Genomic DNA, 16,262 nt, shown 5'->3' with positions numbered 1-16,262 from the left:
GCCCACGGCTGTCCGGCACGGTGATTGCCTATTCCGCGAAAGGGTTGATCGCGGGGAGAAGCACTCCGTTTTCGTCATGGCCGGACTTGATCCGGCCATCGTTCGCAGGAAGCATCGAAGCCTCCGTGCCTTGAGATCCGCGGGTCAAGCCCGCGGATGACGAACCGAAGGAGAAAACAGTCGCCAGGCATGTTCTCGATGGTTGATCAGCCGGTATCGTGCCGGACAGCCGTGGACCCGGACAAGCCACTCCGCCCCGCCTATACCAATCCCGTCACTCCAAGTTGGTGTGCCGGGCGCGCATGTCCTCCGCGCCGATGCCCAGCCTTTGGCGCAGCAGCAGGACCAGCACCTCGAAGAAGACGTATTGCGCGCCCTCGAAGGCGCTTCCCATGGACAGGACCGCGCTGGCCGCGGGGCCGGAATCACTCGCCATGGTCTGGGCCGGCAGGCACATCACCAGGTCGGCGGCGCGGGCGGCACCGCCTCCGGGCTGGGCGGTGACGACGGCGACCCGGGCGCCCGCGGCCTTCGCCACGCCCATCAGGGCATTGACCGTAGCGAACTCCCCCGGTCCGGCGCTGACCACCAGCAGGTCGCCGGGGCCGACCGCCGGCGTCGTCATGTCGCCCACGGGATGGGCGTCCAGGCCCATGTGGAACAGGCGCATGGTCAGCGCCCGCATCATCAGCCCTTCCCGGCCGACGCCGTGCAGGACGACCCGCCGGGCGGCGGCGATCGCCTCGACCAGTTCCGCCACCGCCGTTTCGTCGATCGTCCGGAAGGTCGCGGCGATCTCGGCGCAGGCTTGGGATGCCAGCGCTGCAACGCTCTCGGTCATGTCGTTTCCTGGGTCAATTCCTGGGCCAATTCCGGGGTCATTTCCTGGGTTGGCGGCTGACCAGCCGTTCGGCGGTCGCCTCGTCGATCACGAGCTCGTGGACGAAGTTGCGCAGCAGGACGGCGCGGATGATGTCGGCCTTGTACGGCCCGCCGGACACCAGGACGACCTTCCTGACCCGCTTCAGGTCCTCCAGGTCCAGCGCGATCACCCGGCGGTTCAGCGGGTGGTCGACCTCCTCGCCGTCCTTGTTCAGGTAGTGGCCCAACAGGTCGCCGACAGCACCCGCGGCCTTCAGGGTCTTGGCGTCCTCCGGGCTGACCAGCCCCAGCTCGATCATCAGCGACCGCTTGGTCAGGTCGCCGACCGTGACCAGGGCGATGTCGGCGGTGCGGGCCTTGCCCAGCACGTCCTGGACCGAGGCTTCGGCCAGGATCATGTCGCGGTACTCGTCCGAGCTCGCATAGACCGGGGCCGCCAGGTAATAATACGAGCCGCCGAACAGGCTGGCGAAGCTCGACGCGATCTCCGCCGTGTTGTTGGCCGAGCCGTAATGCAGGCCGCCCAGCAGCGACAGCACCGTCATGTTGGGCAGCGACCGGCCCCGCGTCTCGCGCACCGCCTGCCGCAGCGTCCGCCCCCAGCCGACCGCCAGGGTGCAGCCGTCGAACACCTGGTCGTGGATATAGGGCGCCACGCCGACGCCCAGGACGCGGAAGATGAAGCGGTCGTCCTCCGGCGTCGGGACGACCGTCACCCGCGACAGGCCGTAGAGCTGTTCCAGCTCGTATTCCAGCTTGATGCAGGAGGCCAGCTTGGAATTGATCCGGATCTGGACGACGCCGGTCTCCCGGCTGGTCGCCAGGGCCTTGTTGACCCGCACCCGCGTGATACCGAAGCGGTCGGCGATCTGCTGCTGGGTCATGTCGGTGATATAGTAATACCACGCGATGCGGATGTTCAGCTGCTCGTCCGAGCTGGTGGCCACATCGTCGTCCAGGCTCCTGGTCTGCACGGCTTTTCCTTCCCGCATCGTCGGACTGCAACTGCAACAGTCCTATTTCACCGCTCCCATGGTCAATCCCTGGACGAGGTGCTTGGACACCATCAGGGCGAAAATGATCACCGGCAGGACGATCAGCGTGCCGGTCGCCATGATCTCGCCCCATGGCAGGTCGTAGCCGCTCATGAAGCTGGTCGCCGCCACCGGGGCCGTCCGCGCCGCGTTGCGCGTCAGGACCAGGGCATAGAGCAGTTCGTTCCACGAGAAGATGAAGGAGAAGATCGCCGACACCGCGACGCCGGGCATGGCGAGCGGCAGGGCGATCCGCCAGAAGATCGTGAAGCGCGAGGCGCCCGCCAGCCGCGCCGCCTCGTCCAGGTCCTTCGGAACGCCGCGGAACTGGTCGGTGCAGATCCACACCACGATCGGCAGGTTGAAGGTCAGGTAGACCAGGATCAGCACGATATGGGTGTCGATCAGGCCGAAGGTCCGGGCCATCAGGAAGATCGGCAGCGCCACGACGATCGGGCTGAGCATGCGGTTGGTGATGAACCAGAACCACAGCTCCTCCTTCGCCTTGAACTCGAACCGGGCCAGCGCATAGGCCGCCGGCGTGCCCAGCCCCACCGCCAGCACCGTCGTGGAGACCGCTATTATGATCGAGTTGATCAGGCTGGACAGGACGTCGCGGTTGAACAGCACCTCGAAGTAATTGTCCAGCCGGGGCGTGAAGACCCAGATCGGCGGCGACGCCAGCGCCTCCGCCTGGGTCTTCAGGCTGGTCGCGACCATCCAGTAGAACGGGAACACGGCGAACAGGAAGATCGCGAGCAGCCCGACCAGATGCCAGGCGGTCACCAGCCGCTTCGGCCTGGTCTGGCGGGATGTCGCCGGGACGGCGCTGTCGGCGGTTGCCACGGCCATGGGTCAGATCTCCCGGTAGACGAACTTGATGTACAGGCGGGCGAGGATGATGGTAAGGATCAGCAGCAGGATCGCCTGGGCCGAGGCCACCCCCTGGTCGAACACCCGGAAGCCCACGCGCTGGATATAGACGCTGACCAGCTCGGTCGCGGCCCCCGGGCCGCCGCGCGTCATGGTGAAGACGGTGTCGAACATCTTCAGGATGTCGGCCGTCCGCAGGATCAGGATCACCGTGATGCTGGGCAGCAGGAAAGGCAGCTGCACATAGCGGACGATCTGCCAGCGGCTGCGGGTCTCCAGCCTCGCCGCCTCCTCTATCTCGGTCGGGACCATGGTCAGGCCGGCCAGCAGGACAAGGGCGCAGAACGGCGTCCACTGCCAGATGTCCATCAGCGCCACCGCGATGAAGGCGTTGGTCGTGTCGCCCAGCCACTCGATCGGGCCGCTCCCGACCAGGGTCAGGATGGCGTTGGCGACGCCGAAGTCGCGGTTGAAGATCAGCCTTCCGATCAGCCCGACCACGGCCGGCGCGGTCGCCAGCGGGATCACCAGGCTCAGCCGCGCCAGCAGCTTGAAGCCGGACAGCCCCGGCTTGTGCAGCAGCAGGGCGATCGCCAGGCCCAGGGCGATCTGGATCGGCACGACGGTGATCAGGAAGGTGAAGGTCCTTCCCAGCGCGCCCCAGAAGGACGGGTCGTAGAGCACCGTCAGGTAGTTCTCGAACCCGACGAAGGAGATGGGGTCGCGCGGACGGGCCAGGTTGTAGCGCCGGAACGAGTTGACCAGCGCGAACACCGTCGGGAAGATCCCGATCAGCGCCAGCGCCACCACCGCCGGTGCCAGGAAGGCGAAGGCCGCCCGCCCGTTGTTCCAGAGCGTGGGAAACACGGCCGGCTTGGTTCCGCTGGGCATGGACGCGGATCTCCCCTGCTACGTGGTGATGGGGCGGCGGTCCGCCGCCCCACCCTGTTACTTCCGGAGCGGCTTGCTGCCGTCATAGTAGCCGGCCTGGCCCAGGATCTCCTCGACCCGGGTGCCGATCGACCGGGCACCTTCCTCGACGCTGACATTGCCCAGCATCATCCGGGTGCCCCACTCGGCTACCACCTCGGAGATTTCCGGCCACTCGGCGAAGCGGGGGCGGAAGTCGGGAACGCCGCCGTCCCAGGACGCGACCATGGGCTGGACGAAGGGATAGCGCTTCTGGATGTCGGCATCCTTGTAGACCGAGGTGCGTCCGCTGACGCCACCGGCCTCCACATAGGGCTTCGCCATCTCCTCGGACGTCACCCACTGGATGAACAGCCAGGCGGCGGCCTTCTTGTCGTCCGACGACTGCGCGTTGACGCCCAGCGAGAAGCCGCCCAGCGCCGGCTTCAGTCCGGCCGGTCCTTCGGGCTCGGTCGCGACCGCGAGGCAGTCGGTGATCCGCGACTTGGACGGGTCGGCCAGCGTGCTGTAGAAGGCCGACCATTCCGTGATCATCGCGACGTTGCCCTGCGCCAGGGCGTTGACCGCCTCGGCGTGGTCATAGTCGACGATGCCCGGCGGCATGATCTTCATCAAGTCCTGGCGGAACTTCAGGCCGGCCTGGGATTCCTGGGAGTTCAGGTTCGACTTGAACTTGTCGTCCAGCAGCGAGCCGCCGAACGGCCACAGCACGCGCATGAAGCTGTCGGCCGACTGGGTCTCGCCCCGGCGCGACTGGAGCGCGAAGGCGTATTTCCGGTTCGCCTGGTCGGTCAGCTTGGGACCGTAGACGTTAAGCAGCTCGTCCCAGGTGGCGGGCGGCTTGTCGAAGCCGGCCTCCTGGAGCATGCACCTGTTGTAGTAGAGCAGGCCGGAGTAATTGTCGAACGGCAGGCCGTAGACCTCGTCGCCCCAGGTGCCGAAGGACTCCAGCAGGATCGGGAAAAAGCCGTCCAGCTTCAGGTTCGGGTCGGCCAGGTCCTCGTCGTCGGTGAAGGTCTTGATCGGCTCCAGCCAGCCGTTGCCGGCGAACTCGCCGATCCAGACCACGTCGGTCAGCACCACGTCGATCTCGCCGCCCGCGGTGAAGTCGAGCACCTGCCGCTCGCGGCTGTTCTCGTAGGGAACGATCTCGTAATCAACCTTGATGCCGGTCTTCTTCTCGAACTCCGGCAGCAGCTTGATCGCGGCGGCGTAGCCGGGCCGGTCAAGGAAGATCGCCTTGATGCTGGTGCCCTTGTAGGGCTCCGCCGCCTGTTCCAGCGTCCAGGCCATGGCGCTGGTGGAAGATACGAGCGCCGCCGCGAAGGCGATGGCGCACGCAAGCTTTTTCCTCATCACGTTCCCTCCAGGATGTTTTTGATGAAATGCTGTTTGATCTGCAGGTCAGGCCTGGTTCGGCAGGATGATGGTCTTCACCGCGCCGTCGTGGAATTCAGCCGGGTAGCTGAAGGCGTCGTCGGCCTTGTCGAGCGCGAAGCGATGGGTCACCATGGTATCCACGTCCACCCTGCCACCGGCGACCAGCTTGATGGCGCGTTCGTAGACATGGCCCATGCGCCGCGACATCTTGATGTCCAGACCCTTGCGCCGCAGCAGCGACGCGCTGAGCGGGACATACTGGTCGCCGTCGGGGATGCCGACCAGCACGACCCGGCCGCCGATCCGGGCGGATTCCGCCGCGATCTGGAAGCCCATGGGCGAATTGGTCGCCTCCAGCACCAGATCCACGCCCCGGCCGCCGGTCCAGTCCGCGATGGCGGTATGGCTGTCGGCGACTTCGTCGGCGCCCAGCTTCTTCGCCAGGCTGGCGCGGTAGCCCACGGGGTCGATCGCGTAGACCTTGTCCTTGCACATCAGCTTGGCGAGCTGGAGCAGGCACAGGCCGATCGGGCCGCTGCCGATGATCGCGACCGTCTCCAGCACCCGCTTCATCTTGGCCAGGTCCATGGCGTGGATCGCGACGCCCAGCGGCTCCAGCATGACCGCCTGGATGTCGGTGAAATTGTCCGGCACCGGGAAGATCTGGCTGGGGGCGGCGGAGATCAGCTCGGTCATGGCGCCGTGGGTCGTCGGCGGCGCGCCCATGAACTCCACGTTCGGGCACAGGTTGACGTGGCCGCGCTCGCACCATTCGCAATGGCCGCAGGGCTTCGCCGGATCGACCGCGACCAGCTGGCCGGCCTTCAGGCCCAGCTCGGGCCGGTCTTCGATCACATGAGCGGCGAACTCGTGCCCCGGCACGAAGGGTTGGCTGATCCGGGCGGAGCCGATCGCCCCTTCCTTGTAGTAATGCAGGTCGCTGCCGCATACGCCGACGGCGCTGACGCTCAGGAGAACCTCGTTGGCCGCGGGCTGGGGGGTCGGCTTGTCGCCCACCCGGATATCCCGGATCCCGTGGATGTACGCGGCGCGCATGCTGGGTCTCCTCCTTGACTTTTGTAAGAATGAATTTACAAATATCGTATTGTCAGGAAACTAAGGGTGTCAAGCTTTTGTAATTCGGACAATACATTTATTCGGCGTAACGAGGGTTGAGTAAGCACCGGTGCGAGAACGAGAAACTTGGGAAGGGGAGAGCAAGTGACCGAGGTCAAGCTGAGCGGCGTCGAGAAGGCGTACGGCGATGTGAAGGTCCTGCACGACATCGATCTGGACATCGAGAACCGGGAGTTCGTGGTGTTCGTCGGGCCGTCCGGCTGCGGGAAGTCGACGCTGCTGCGGACCATCGCGGGGCTGGAGAGCATCACCCGGGGGCGGATCTCCATCGGTGGCCGGGACGTGACCTACCTGGAGCCGGCGGACCGCGGCGTCGCGATGGTGTTCCAGTCCTACGCGCTCTACCCGCACATGACGGTCTACGACAACATCGCCTTCGGCCTGAAGATGCAGAAGGCGCCCAAGGCGGAGATCGAGGGCCGGGTGCGCAACGCCGCCCGTATCCTCCAGCTCGAACCGCTGCTCGACCGCAAGCCCAAGGCCCTGTCGGGCGGCCAGCGCCAGCGGGTCGCCATCGGCCGCGCCATCGTCCACCAGCCCGACGTCTTCCTGTTCGACGAGCCGCTGTCCAACCTGGACGCCTCGCTGCGGGTGCAGATGCGGATCGAGATCGCCAAGCTGCACGCCGACCTCAAGGCGACCATGATCTACGTGACCCACGACCAGGTCGAGGCCATGACCCTGGCCGACAAGATCGTGGTGCTGAACAAGGGCCGGATCGAGCAGGTCGGCAGCCCGCTGGAACTGTACCGCCACCCGGTCAACCGCTTCGTCGCCGGCTTCATCGGGTCGCCCCAGATGAACTTCCTGCCGGTCCAGGCGGCCGGCGTCGCGGCCGGCGGCGTGACCGTCACCCTGCCCGGCGGCGACCGGTTGACGGTGCCGGTCAGGCCCGACGGCGTGTCGCCCGGTGCCAGGCTGACCCTCGGCATGCGGCCGGAAGACCTGTCCGACCAAGGCCACGGCGAGGCCCGGATCGTCGGCCAGACCCTGGTGGTGGAACATCTGGGCGGCGAGACCTTCGCCTATACCAGGACGGCCGAGGGCAGCGAGCTGATGGTCAAGGGCGACGGCAATTCCCCGGTGAAGGCGGGGGAACAGCTGAGCATCGGCGTCTCCGGCCGCTGCTGCCACCTGTTCGACGAGGCCGGCATGGCGCTGCCGCACCTGGCGCGGCACTCCGCGGTCGCGGCGTGAGGCTTCCCGTCTCCCCTCCCCTTTTCCCGAGATCAGGTGCGTGATGGCAGACATCTACGTGATCGGCATCGACGCAGGCACCGAGAGCATGCGGGCGGGCGTCTTCGACCTGGACGGCGGCCTGGTCGCCGAGGGCGTGACGCCGATCGAGACCCGGTTCCCCCAGGCCGGATGGGCCGAGCAGAGCCCGGAGGAGTGGTGGCGGGCGCTCGGCGCCTCGGTCCGCCAGGCGGTCGGCAAGGCCGGCATCCGTCCCGACCAGATCGTCGGCCTCGCCGCCGACACCACCTGCTGCACCGTGGTGGCGATGGACGACCAGGGCCGGTCGCTCCGTCCCGCGATCATCTGGATGGACATGCGGGCAGCCCCCCAGGCCGCCCGCATCGCGGCGCTGGACGACCCGGCGCTGAAGGTGAACAACGCCGGCCGCGGCCCCGTCTCGGCCGAGTGGATGATTCCCAAGTCCCTCTGGATGGCGGAGAACCAGCCGGACCTGTTCGAGCGGGCCGACTATGTCTGCGACTGCCAGGACTACATCAATTTTCACCTGACCGGCCGCATGGTCGCCAACATCACCAGCGCGTCCACCCGCTGGCACTATGACAGCCGGACCGGCTACGCCGCCGGCCTGCTCTCGAAACTGGACCTGACCGCCCTGCTCGACCGCTGGCCGCGCGAGGTGCTGCCGCTGGGCGAGGTGATCGGCGGCCTGACCTCCGCCGCCGCCGAGCATCTGGGACTTCCCGCCGGCCTTCCGGTCGCCCAGGGCGGATCGGACGCCTTCATCGGGATGATCGGGCTGGGCGTGGTGCAGCCGAACCGGCTCGCCATGATCACCGGCTCGTCCCACAACCACCTGGGATTCGTGGGAGAGGAGGTCCATGGCGCCGGCTTCTGGGGCACCTACCCCGACGCGGTGATCCCCGGCCTGCACGCGATCGAGGGCGGCCAGACCTCCACCGGGTCGGTGATCGCCTGGTTCAAGCGGCTGATCGATTCCGGCATCACCTACGAGCGACTGAACGCCGAGGCGGCCGAGTTGCCGCCCGGCTCGGAGGGGCTGGTCGTGCTCGACCATTTCCAGGGCAACCGGACGCCCTACACGGACTCCGCCTCGCGCGGGGCGATCACCGGCCTGACCCTGCGCCACGGGCCGGCGCACATCTTCCGCGCCATGATGGAGAGCGTCGCCTTCGGCACCGAGCTGATCCTGGAGACCATGGGCGCCGCCGGCTTCAAGCCGGAGGACGTGGTAGTCTGCGGCGGGGCGACCAACTCGGACCTGTGGATCCAGATCCATGCCGACGTGTCCGGCCTGCCGCTCAAGCTGACCCGCATCGCCAACGCGCCCATGCTGGGCAGCGCCGTGCTGGCCGCGGTCGGCGCCGGCCACTACAACGACATCGCGACGGCGGCGGGCCGCATGGTCCAGGTGGTCCGGACGGTCGAGCCCGACATGAAGCGCTACGAGGCGTACCGGCCGGTCTATGATTCCTACAAGGCGCTCTACCCGGCGCTCAAGGTGGTGCTTCGGCCGTAGCGTCTCAGCATCTCGACGGTGACGCAGCGCTCGCCCGCGCCGATGCCGCCCAGATGCAGGAACGGCGCGTCGGGCTCGCCCAGGTCCGACAGCACGCCCATGGCGTAGCGCAGGTCCTCGAAGCGGGTATAGTCGCTGGTGGTGGCGAGCGTCGGGATGCCGGCGCGCCGCGCCGCCATGACGCCGTTGTAGGAATCCTCGATCGCGACGCAGGCTTGGCCCGGAAGCCCTAATCGGTCGAGCGCCAGCAGGTAGACGTCCGGCGCCGGCTTCTTGGCCTCGACCATGTCGCCGGCGGCGATTACCTCGAACAGGCCCAGGGCGTCCGGCCCCAGCGCCTGCTTCAGCAGGATCTTCACGTTGGGCAGGCTGGTGGTGGTCGCGATGGCGAGCCGCAGGCCGGCGTCCCCTGCTTCCCGGATCAGCCGCGCCACGCCGGGGCGGAGTGCTACGCCGCCCTCCGCAAGGTTCGAGACGTAGCGGTCCGTCTTGGCCCTGTGGATCTCGCCGACGATCGGCTCCACCCTGCCCGCCTCCGCCGGGCGGTGGCGGCTGACATAATCGCGGATGCGCTCCTTGCCACCGGTCACCCTGAGCAGCTCGGCATAGAGCCGGCGGTCCCAGTGCCAGTCCAGGCCGAAGCTGCCGAAGGTCTCGTTGAAAGCCCGGCGATGCTCCTCCTCGGTTTCCGCGAGGGTGCCGTCGACGTCGAAGATGATCGCCTGGAGGGTCATCGCCGTGCCTCTTCGATTACTGCCGTTGTCCGAGCCTTCAGTATGCAGTGCCCCAGCCCCGCCTTGAAGACGTTTCTCCCCTTCCGTCCCGCAACGATTCCACGACTTTCGGGTTGATCCGCCCGACACTCGGACCAAGACCGGACGGACGATGCGGGAGAAGCTGGGGCGCTACCGGGACCCAACGCGGATGGCGATCCAGACCGGCGTCGCGGCCGTGGTCACCTTGGAACTGTGCCGGCTGTTGGGCTTTCAGCAGCTCACCTGGGGCGTGATCTCCGCCCTGTTCGTGATCCAGCTGAGCGTCGGCGGCACCATCGGAACGGCGATCAACAGGATCATCGGGACCGCGCTGGGCACGGGGGCCGGGATCGCGGCCGTGCTGATCGTCCCGGCCACCCCCCTTCCCCAGGCCGCGGCGCTCTTCGTCGTCGGGACGGCGCTGGTCTTCATCGCCGGGATCTGGCCCGGGCTGAGGTTCGGCGCGATCGCCGCGGCGATCCTGATCCTGGCGCCGCCTCCCGACGAGGCCGACGTGCTGGCGACCGCGGCGGGGCGGGCTGCCCAGATCGTGCTGGGAGCCTTGATCGCGACCGTTACGTCGCGCCTGCTGTTTCCAATCTCGGCCCATCGCCAGTCGGCGCGGCAGGTCTCGCGCGCCCTCGACCTGTGCGCCGACCTGCTGGCGGAGGTGACCGACGAGCTTCTCGGCCGGCAAAAGGAGCCGTCGAGGATCGCGGAACTGGACGACCAAATCCTGGGAGCCTTGCAGGCGGCCGAGAGTTCGGCGTCGCAGTCGCGCCGGCCGATCGAGCGCCGCCGACGGAGTCACGACCGGATCATCGATCCTGTCACGATCGTGAGGTGCGCCCAGCATCTGTGGCATACCATCGTCTTTGCGCAGCGGACCAGTGGAGGGCCGCTGGCTTCCGGGCCGCGCGAACCGCTGGCGGACCCCCTGTACCGTTTATCCGAAGCCGCCCGCGCCCATCTCCTGGAGCTCTCCCAAGCGATCCGGTCGGGCGATCCCCTGCCCCGGATCGACGCCGTCCGGGACGCGAGGCATGCGCTGGAAATCGCCCTGGCCGAGGTCCGCCGGCAGGGCGCCACCCGCAGCCTCCCGGCGGACGAGGCGGAACGGGTGTTCGCCCTGTCGCTCGCCATGGACCATCTGGTCAGCAACCTTGACTCCCTGACCAAGCTGGTCCGGCCGCCGCAGGAACGGCGATAGACGAAGGCGCATCGCTTCAGTATTGGAGCCGGTCCATGATCCTCTGCGTGTGATCTTCTCCTCCGAAGAAGACGGCGAGAATCCTGACTTCGAACCTGAGCTCGTCGATCTCGAAGTAGAAGATGAACTATTCTTTGGTCACAGTGCGCAGGCCCGGCCATATTCCGGGATGCTCGGTACCCAGATGCGGGTTTCTGTCGAATGTCCGCATATAGGCGGCGGCAGCTTTGACGCGGGCGGCGGCACGGTCGCCGGCATCCTCGGGGCTATCCCCCAGGTTCCGGAATGTTTTGAAGAGGAAGCTTTCAATCAGCGCCAAGTCGCGGACGACGCCCCTGGCCGGACGGACGTCATAAATCCGCACGATCTTGTCTTCTGTTCTCGAGCATCGCGTCGATGTCCCGCTCGCTATCCTCGAGAGAGACGAAGCCTTCCGAATGGCGCCGCTCGATCAGTGCCCGCAGGCCGGTGATTTCCGCATCGCGCGCCTCGTTGTCGCGCCTGAGCAGTTCGAGTCCCTGCTGAAGCACCGCGCTGAGACTGGAATACCGACCGGCGGTCACAAGGCTTCGGGCATATGCTTCCTGCTCATCCGTCAAGAAAATCGATGTCTTGACCGTCATGTCAAAATCCCGAAAGCCGATGTCCGTGTCGTTCATATGCTACCACCCGGTAGCACCGCCTTCAAAGCCCTTGGCATCAACCGTAAAGATGGCAGCTCACCAGATGCGGCCTGTCCGGTGTGCCGATGTTCCGCTCCGCCGGTTCGACGGTGCGGCAATGGTCCATGGCGGCGGGGCAGCGGGGATGGAAGGGGCAGCCGGGCGGCGGTGATTCCGGGTTGGGCAGATCGCCGGCCAGAACGGTGCGGGCGCGACGGCGTTCCGGGTCGGGCTGCGGGATCGCCGACAGCAGTGCCCGGGTGTAGGGGTGGGCGGGGTCGGCGTAGAGCGTGTCCACGTCCGCCAGCTCGACGATCCGGCCCAGATACATCACCGCGACCCGGTCGCTGATATAGCGGATCACTGCGAGATCGTGGGAGATGAACAGGTAGGACAGGTTCATCTCCACCCGCAGCGCCACCAGCAGGTTCAGCACCTGGGACTGGATCGACAGATCCAGGGCGGAGACCGGCTCGTCCGCGACGACCAGCTTGGGCTTCAGCGCGATCGCCCGGGCGATGCCGATCCGCTGGCGCTGCCCGCCGGAGAACTCGTGCGGATAGCGCCGGGCGGCATCGGCGGGAAGCCCGACCTTCTCCAGAAGCTGGGCGACCTGGACCCGCCGCTCGGCCCGGTTGCCGATGCTATGGATGTCCAGCGGCTCCCGGATGATGTCGCCGACGCTCATCCGGGGGTCGAGCGAGGCGTAGGGGTCCTGGAAGATGATCTGCATGTCGCGGCGGCGGGCGCGGAGCGCACGCGCCGGCAAGGCCCTGATGTCCTCGCCATCGAACCGGATCGCGCCGGAGGTCGGCTCGACCAGCCGCAGGCACAGCCGCGCCAGGGTGGACTTGCCGCAGCCGGACTCGCCGACGATGCCGATCGTCTCGCCGCGGCGCTGGCTCAGGCTGACGCCGTTGACGGCATGGATCACGCCGCCGCCCTTGATCGGGAAATGCTTGGTCAGGTTCTCGACCGTCAGCAGGTCGTCGGGCGCCGTCGCTTCAGGGGCCGAAGTCATCACGCGGGGTTCCAGCAGGCGAAGGCATGGCGGTCCGGGCCACCCGCCAGCGGAGGCATCTCGGCCCGGCAGCGGTCCAGGACGTTGGGGCAGCGGTCGGCGAAGGGGCACCCCGGCGGGCGTTTGCCGGGACTGGGCACCATGCCGGGGATGGTCGGCAGGACGCCCCGGCCGCCGTCGAGCCTGGGCATGGAGGCGAGCAGCCCCGCGGTGTAGGGGTGGCGCGGATGGGCGAACAGCGGTCGGACCGGCGCCGTCTCGACCACCCGGCCGGCATACATCACCACGACCTCGTCGCAATATTCCGCGACCACGCCCAGGTCGTGGGTGATCAGCAGGATCGCCATGCCGAGCCGCTCGCGCAGGCCCGAGAGAAGGTCCAGGATCTGCGCCTGGATCGTCACGTCGAGCGCGGTGGTCGGCTCGTCGGCCACCAGCAGGCGCGGCTCGCAGGCCAGCGCCATGGCGATCATGATACGCTGGCGCAGGCCGCCGGACAGCTCGTGCGGGTACTGCGCGAGCCGCCGCTCCGGCGCCCCGATCCCGACGAGGCGGAGCAGCTCCAGGCAGCGCCGGTGCCGCTCCGCCCGGTCCAGGGCGGTGTGAAGGCGCAGCGCCTCGTCGATCTGCCAGCCGACCGTGAAGGTCGGGTTCAGGCTGGTCATGGGCTCCTGGAAGATCATGCCGATGCGGTTGCCCCGCATGTCGCGCATGGCGCCTTCGTCCAGGGCCAGCAGGTCGGTGCCGTCGAACCGCACGCTGCCCCGCTCCACCCGGCTCGGCGGAGACGGCAGCAGGCGCAGGATCGACATGGCGGTGACGCTCTTGCCGCAGCCGGACTCGCCGACCAGCCCGACCACCGAGCCGGCGTTCAGGGTGAAGCCGACCCCGTCCAGCACGGTGGCGCGGGCGTCGCCCCGGTCCCGCCCGCCGAAGCTGACGGTCAGGTCCTGAACTTCCAGCAGCGGGACCTCCAGCAGCGGCCTGGTTTCGGACATGGTCAGGACAGCACCACCCGCGGGAAGTAGAAGCTGACCACCCAGTTCGGCATGTCCACGATCTCGCTGACGCGCAGGTCGCCGCAGACGCTGCACAGCATGTAGGCCTCCACCGCCGACATGCCGTGCCGGGCGGTCAGCAGGTCGATCATGCCCGACACGGCAGCCCGCGCCCCTTCCATCAGGTCGGGGCCGACGCCGGTGGTCACCTCGTATCCTTCCGCGTCCAGGTGGCGGGTCACCGGGCCGCGGGTGCGAAAGCGCGGGAAGGCCAAGTTGGCGCCCTTGACCAGCTCGAACTTCAGCGTGACGTCCATCGGGCTCTCGATCGCGGTGCCGCAGACCTCGCCGTCGCCCTGGGCCGCGTGGGTGTCGCCGACGGAGAACAGGGCTCCCGCCACCTCGACCGGCAGGTACAGCTCGGTGCCGGCGCACAGGTCGCGGACGTCCAGGTTGCCCCCTACCCTGCGCGGCGGAACCACGCTGTGCAGCCCCGGCTCGGCCGGTGCCAGCCCGATCGTGCCGGTGAAGGGCTTGAGGGGAACCCGGCCGCCGGGCCCGTAGAGGGCCGGCGCCATGCTGGCGGAATCGTACTTCCAGATGTGCAGCGCGGCTTCGGTGAACTGGTCGGCCAGCAGCCCGAACCCGGGAATGTTGGCGGTCCAGCCCCAGCCCGACGGCTTGAAGGAGACCAGGGTCACCTTCAGCGCGTCGCCCGGCTCCGCCCCGTCGATATGGACCGGGCCGGTCACCGGGTTGACCTTGCCGAAATCGAGCCGGAGCAGGTCGTCCAGCACGCTGCCGGGGCCGAGCTGCCCGCCCGAGCTGTCCACCGTCTCGAACTCCACGGTCTCGCCCGGGGCGATGGTCAGGACCGGGGCGTTGGAATTGTCCCAGCCATGGTGGTGGCAGTGGCGGTGGATGGTGTGGCCGTGCCCCTGGCCGGGCGCGTGGGTGTGATTACTGGACATCGGTTGCGTACACTTGCTCGTAGTTGACCGGGATATGGACGGGATCGACGAAGATCGCGTCGGGACCGCCCATGCGGGCGCTGTGCATGGTGAAGCGCTGCTCGTTGAACACGGGAGCCCAGGGGGCGTCCTCCATGATCCTCAGGTAGATGTCGCGCCAGGCGGCGGTGCGCTCCTCCTTCTTCGCGGGATCGACCATGGCGTCGGCCGCCGCAGCCTTGGCGTCCAGGTCCTTGTTGCAGTACCAGGACCAGTTCCAGCCGCCCGGCACCGCGCCGGCGCAGCCCAGGATCGGGCCGTAGAAGTTGGACGGGTCGGGGAAGTCCGCGATCCAGGCCATGCCGCCGGACCAGATCATCGGGGCGCCCTGCTGCTCCCCGCCGGCGGCGATCACGTTGGCCTGGGCCAGCGTCTTGACCGCCGCCCGGATGCCGACCGCGGCCAAGTCCTGCTGGATCGCCTGGACGATGCGGGGGTTGGGGTCGGTGTTGTTGGCCAGGATCTCGGTATCGAAGCCGTCGGGGAACCCGGCCTCGGCCAGCAGCGCCTTGGCCTTGTTCTGGTCGAAACCGTAGCCCTTGTAGTCCTTGGCATAGCCCGGCATGGTCGGCGGCAGCGGCTGGGTCGCCGGAACGGCGCGGCCGTTGATGATTCGGACGATGCGGTCCTTGTTGATCGCCATGTTGACGGCCCGGCGGACGCGGACGTCGTCGAACGGCTCCATCGTCACGTTCATCGTGACGTAGCCGGTATGGAGCTGGCCGCCCTCCGCGATCAGGCCCTTGTTCTTCGCGTTGCCGCGGACCTCCAGGAAACGGGCCGGCGGGATGCCGTCGCCCAGCACGTCGACCTCTCCCCGCTCCAGCCGGAGCAGGGCCACGGTCGGCTCCTGCCCGATCTCGAAGGTGATCTGGTCCAGGTGCGGCAGCCCCTGTTCGAAGTAGTCGGGATTGCGTTCGAACACGACGCGCTGGCCCAGCACCCATTCCGCCAGCTTGAAGGCGCCCGTGCCGACCGGCTGCTTGCCGAAATCGGCGCCGGACTTCTCGACCTCCTCCTTGGGGACGGCGAAGGAGAAGTTGATCGCCATCACGTGCAGGAACGTCGCGTCGGGGCGCGACAGCTCGATCCTGACGGTCCGCGGATCGACCACCGTGATGCCGGACAGGCTGCCGTCGCCGGCCGTCGCCGCCTCGAAGCCCTTGATCGAGCCGAAGAAGCCGGCGCCGGGGCTCTGGGTCGCGGGGTTGACGGTGCGCTCGATCGAATACTTGATGTCCTCGGCGGTGAGCGCCCGCCCGTTGTGGAACTTGACCCCCGGCCGGAGCTTGAAGGTGTAGGTCATGCCGTCGGCCGACATCTCGTAGCTCTCGGCCAGGTTCGGCCGCAGGGTCGTGGTGCCGGGCTCGTAGTCCATCAGGCCGTCGAACAGCGCCTTGATCATCGACCAGTTCTGCCAGTCGTAGCCGATCGCCGGGTCCAGGGTGGCGACGTCGTCCTTGTAGGTCACGATCATGGAGCCGCCGTTCTTTATGTCGGCGGCACCGGCTGCCTCGGTGAGTGCGGTTCCGCACAGCAGGGCCGACGCGAGGGCGCCGGCAAGCATCAGGGTACGCATGTCCGTAAAGCCTCCTGTAGCTGTTCGTCTTGTGGTTTTTTCATTCGAGCCATG

16 protein-coding genes are annotated in these 16,262 nt (G+C 67.7%); 3 read left to right on the top strand and 13 right to left on the bottom strand.

Annotated elements, in window-relative coordinates:
• Nucleotides 1-274: 274 nt before the first annotated feature.
• Genes JL100_RS34415 through JL100_RS34390 form a run of 6 tightly spaced genes read right to left on the bottom strand, consistent with a single transcriptional unit; the run spans nucleotide 275 to nucleotide 6,155 of the window.
• The gene (locus JL100_RS34415) at nucleotides 275-841 is read right to left on the bottom strand and encodes an SIS domain-containing protein (protein WP_202683251.1); all 567 of its coding nucleotides are present in this window, start codon (nucleotides 839-841) and stop codon (nucleotides 275-277) included.
• Between the two features lie 37 nt (nucleotides 842-878).
• A complete protein-coding gene (locus JL100_RS34410) occupies nucleotides 879-1,856 on the bottom strand; it encodes a sugar-binding transcriptional regulator (protein ID WP_201083333.1) in 978 nt (325 codons plus the stop codon).
• 42 nt (nucleotides 1,857-1,898) lie between these two features.
• A complete protein-coding gene (locus JL100_RS34405; RefSeq protein ID WP_202683250.1) occupies nucleotides 1,899-2,768 on the bottom strand; it encodes a carbohydrate ABC transporter permease in 870 nt (289 codons plus the stop codon).
• 3 nt (nucleotides 2,769-2,771) lie between these two features.
• Nucleotides 2,772-3,680, bottom strand: a complete 909-nt coding sequence (locus JL100_RS34400) for a carbohydrate ABC transporter permease (protein WP_202683249.1) — start codon at nucleotides 3,678-3,680, stop codon at nucleotides 2,772-2,774.
• 57 nt (nucleotides 3,681-3,737) lie between these two features.
• Entirely contained in the window at nucleotides 3,738-5,075 is a 1,338-nt protein-coding gene (locus tag JL100_RS34395; protein WP_202683248.1) for an ABC transporter substrate-binding protein, read from the bottom strand.
• A 48-nt stretch (nucleotides 5,076-5,123) separates the two neighbouring features.
• Nucleotides 5,124-6,155 carry a zinc-dependent alcohol dehydrogenase gene (locus JL100_RS34390; RefSeq protein WP_202683247.1) on the bottom strand — a complete coding sequence of 344 codons (1,032 nt, stop codon included), beginning with the start codon at nucleotides 6,153-6,155 and terminating at the stop codon, nucleotides 5,124-5,126.
• Nucleotides 6,156-6,320: 165 nt separating this feature from the next.
• On the opposite strand from JL100_RS34390, the gene JL100_RS34385 reads away from it, so the two are divergent.
• Entirely contained in the window at nucleotides 6,321-7,433 is a 1,113-nt protein-coding gene (locus JL100_RS34385) for an ABC transporter ATP-binding protein (protein WP_202683246.1), read from the top strand.
• 43 nt (nucleotides 7,434-7,476) lie between these two features.
• Entirely contained in the window at nucleotides 7,477-8,973 is a 1,497-nt protein-coding gene (locus JL100_RS34380; RefSeq protein WP_202683245.1) for an FGGY-family carbohydrate kinase, read from the top strand.
• On the opposite strand, the gene JL100_RS34375 is transcribed toward JL100_RS34380, so the two are convergent.
• On the bottom strand, nucleotides 8,940-9,707 hold the full coding sequence (locus JL100_RS34375) for an HAD family hydrolase (protein WP_202683244.1): 768 nt from the start codon (nucleotides 9,705-9,707) through the stop codon (nucleotides 8,940-8,942). The genes JL100_RS34380 and JL100_RS34375 overlap by 34 nt on opposite strands.
• Nucleotides 9,708-9,858: 151 nt before the next feature.
• Between JL100_RS34375 and JL100_RS34370 the strand changes: the two genes are divergently transcribed.
• On the top strand, nucleotides 9,859-10,938 hold the full coding sequence (locus tag JL100_RS34370; RefSeq protein ID WP_202683243.1) for an FUSC family protein: 1,080 nt from the start codon (nucleotides 9,859-9,861) through the stop codon (nucleotides 10,936-10,938).
• A gap of 127 nt (nucleotides 10,939-11,065) precedes the next feature.
• On the opposite strand, the gene JL100_RS34365 is transcribed toward JL100_RS34370, so the two are convergent.
• The 6 genes from JL100_RS34365 to JL100_RS34340 all read right to left on the bottom strand — a co-directional run bounded on the left by JL100_RS34365 (nucleotide 11,066) and on the right by JL100_RS34340 (nucleotide 16,208).
• Nucleotides 11,066-11,302, bottom strand: coding sequence for a hypothetical protein (locus tag JL100_RS34365; RefSeq protein WP_202683242.1), 237 nt, complete (start codon nucleotides 11,300-11,302; stop codon nucleotides 11,066-11,068).
• Nucleotides 11,289-11,561 (bottom strand): ribbon-helix-helix domain-containing protein, encoded by a 273-nt coding sequence (locus JL100_RS34360; protein WP_202683340.1) that lies wholly within the window; start codon nucleotides 11,559-11,561, stop codon nucleotides 11,289-11,291. Before JL100_RS34360 ends, JL100_RS34365 begins: the two co-directional genes overlap by 14 nt.
• 76 nt (nucleotides 11,562-11,637) lie before the next feature.
• Entirely contained in the window at nucleotides 11,638-12,621 is a 984-nt protein-coding gene (locus tag JL100_RS34355) for an ABC transporter ATP-binding protein (protein WP_202683241.1), read from the bottom strand.
• Entirely contained in the window at nucleotides 12,621-13,619 is a 999-nt protein-coding gene (locus JL100_RS34350; protein WP_202683240.1) for an ABC transporter ATP-binding protein, read from the bottom strand. The genes JL100_RS34355 and JL100_RS34350 overlap by 1 nt, the downstream gene beginning before the upstream one ends.
• 2 nt (nucleotides 13,620-13,621) lie before the next feature.
• Nucleotides 13,622-14,590: an acetamidase/formamidase family protein gene (locus JL100_RS34345; protein ID WP_202683239.1), complete on the bottom strand. Its 969-nt coding sequence runs from the start codon at nucleotides 14,588-14,590 to the stop codon at nucleotides 13,622-13,624.
• Nucleotides 14,580-16,208 carry an ABC transporter substrate-binding protein gene (locus JL100_RS34340; RefSeq protein WP_202683238.1) on the bottom strand — a complete coding sequence of 543 codons (1,629 nt, stop codon included), beginning with the start codon at nucleotides 16,206-16,208 and terminating at the stop codon, nucleotides 14,580-14,582. The genes JL100_RS34345 and JL100_RS34340 overlap by 11 nt, the downstream gene beginning before the upstream one ends.
• Nucleotides 16,209-16,262 lie beyond the last annotated feature (54 nt).

The sequence above is a fragment of the Skermanella mucosa genome (assembly GCF_016765655.2).
Classification (GTDB): Bacteria; Pseudomonadota; Alphaproteobacteria; order Azospirillales; family Azospirillaceae; genus Skermanella; species Skermanella mucosa.
The sequence above is the reverse complement of the archived record's forward strand: the minus strand, read 5'-3'. Positions and strand labels throughout refer to the sequence as shown.

What these genes read in the sequence shown, in the direction of transcription:
- JL100_RS34375 (WP_202683244.1), bottom strand. Translation starts at nt 9,707, where the DNA reads ATGACCCTCCAGGCGATCATCTTCGACGTCGACGGCACCCTCGCGGAA.
- JL100_RS34370 (WP_202683243.1), top strand. Translation starts at nt 9,859, where the DNA reads ATGCGGGAGAAGCTGGGGCGCTACCGGGACCCAACGCGGATGGCGATC.
- JL100_RS34400 (WP_202683249.1), bottom strand. Translation starts at nt 3,680, where the DNA reads ATGCCCAGCGGAACCAAGCCGGCCGTGTTTCCCACGCTCTGGAACAAC.
- JL100_RS34340 (WP_202683238.1), bottom strand. Translation starts at nt 16,208, where the DNA reads ATGCGTACCCTGATGCTTGCCGGCGCCCTCGCGTCGGCCCTGCTGTGC.
- JL100_RS34360 (WP_202683340.1), bottom strand. Translation starts at nt 11,561, where the DNA reads ATGACGGTCAAGACATCGATTTTCTTGACGGATGAGCAGGAAGCATAT.
- JL100_RS34415 (WP_202683251.1), bottom strand. Translation starts at nt 841, where the DNA reads ATGACCGAGAGCGTTGCAGCGCTGGCATCCCAAGCCTGCGCCGAGATC.
- JL100_RS34395 (WP_202683248.1), bottom strand. Translation starts at nt 5,075, where the DNA reads ATGAGGAAAAAGCTTGCGTGCGCCATCGCCTTCGCGGCGGCGCTCGTA.
- JL100_RS34390 (WP_202683247.1), bottom strand. Translation starts at nt 6,155, where the DNA reads ATGCGCGCCGCGTACATCCACGGGATCCGGGATATCCGGGTGGGCGAC.
- JL100_RS34355 (WP_202683241.1), bottom strand. Translation starts at nt 12,621, where the DNA reads ATGACTTCGGCCCCTGAAGCGACGGCGCCCGACGACCTGCTGACGGTC.
- JL100_RS34380 (WP_202683245.1), top strand. Translation starts at nt 7,477, where the DNA reads ATGGCAGACATCTACGTGATCGGCATCGACGCAGGCACCGAGAGCATG.
- JL100_RS34350 (WP_202683240.1), bottom strand. Translation starts at nt 13,619, where the DNA reads ATGTCCGAAACCAGGCCGCTGCTGGAGGTCCCGCTGCTGGAAGTTCAG.
- JL100_RS34405 (WP_202683250.1), bottom strand. Translation starts at nt 2,768, where the DNA reads ATGGCCGTGGCAACCGCCGACAGCGCCGTCCCGGCGACATCCCGCCAG.
- JL100_RS34345 (WP_202683239.1), bottom strand. Translation starts at nt 14,590, where the DNA reads ATGTCCAGTAATCACACCCACGCGCCCGGCCAGGGGCACGGCCACACC.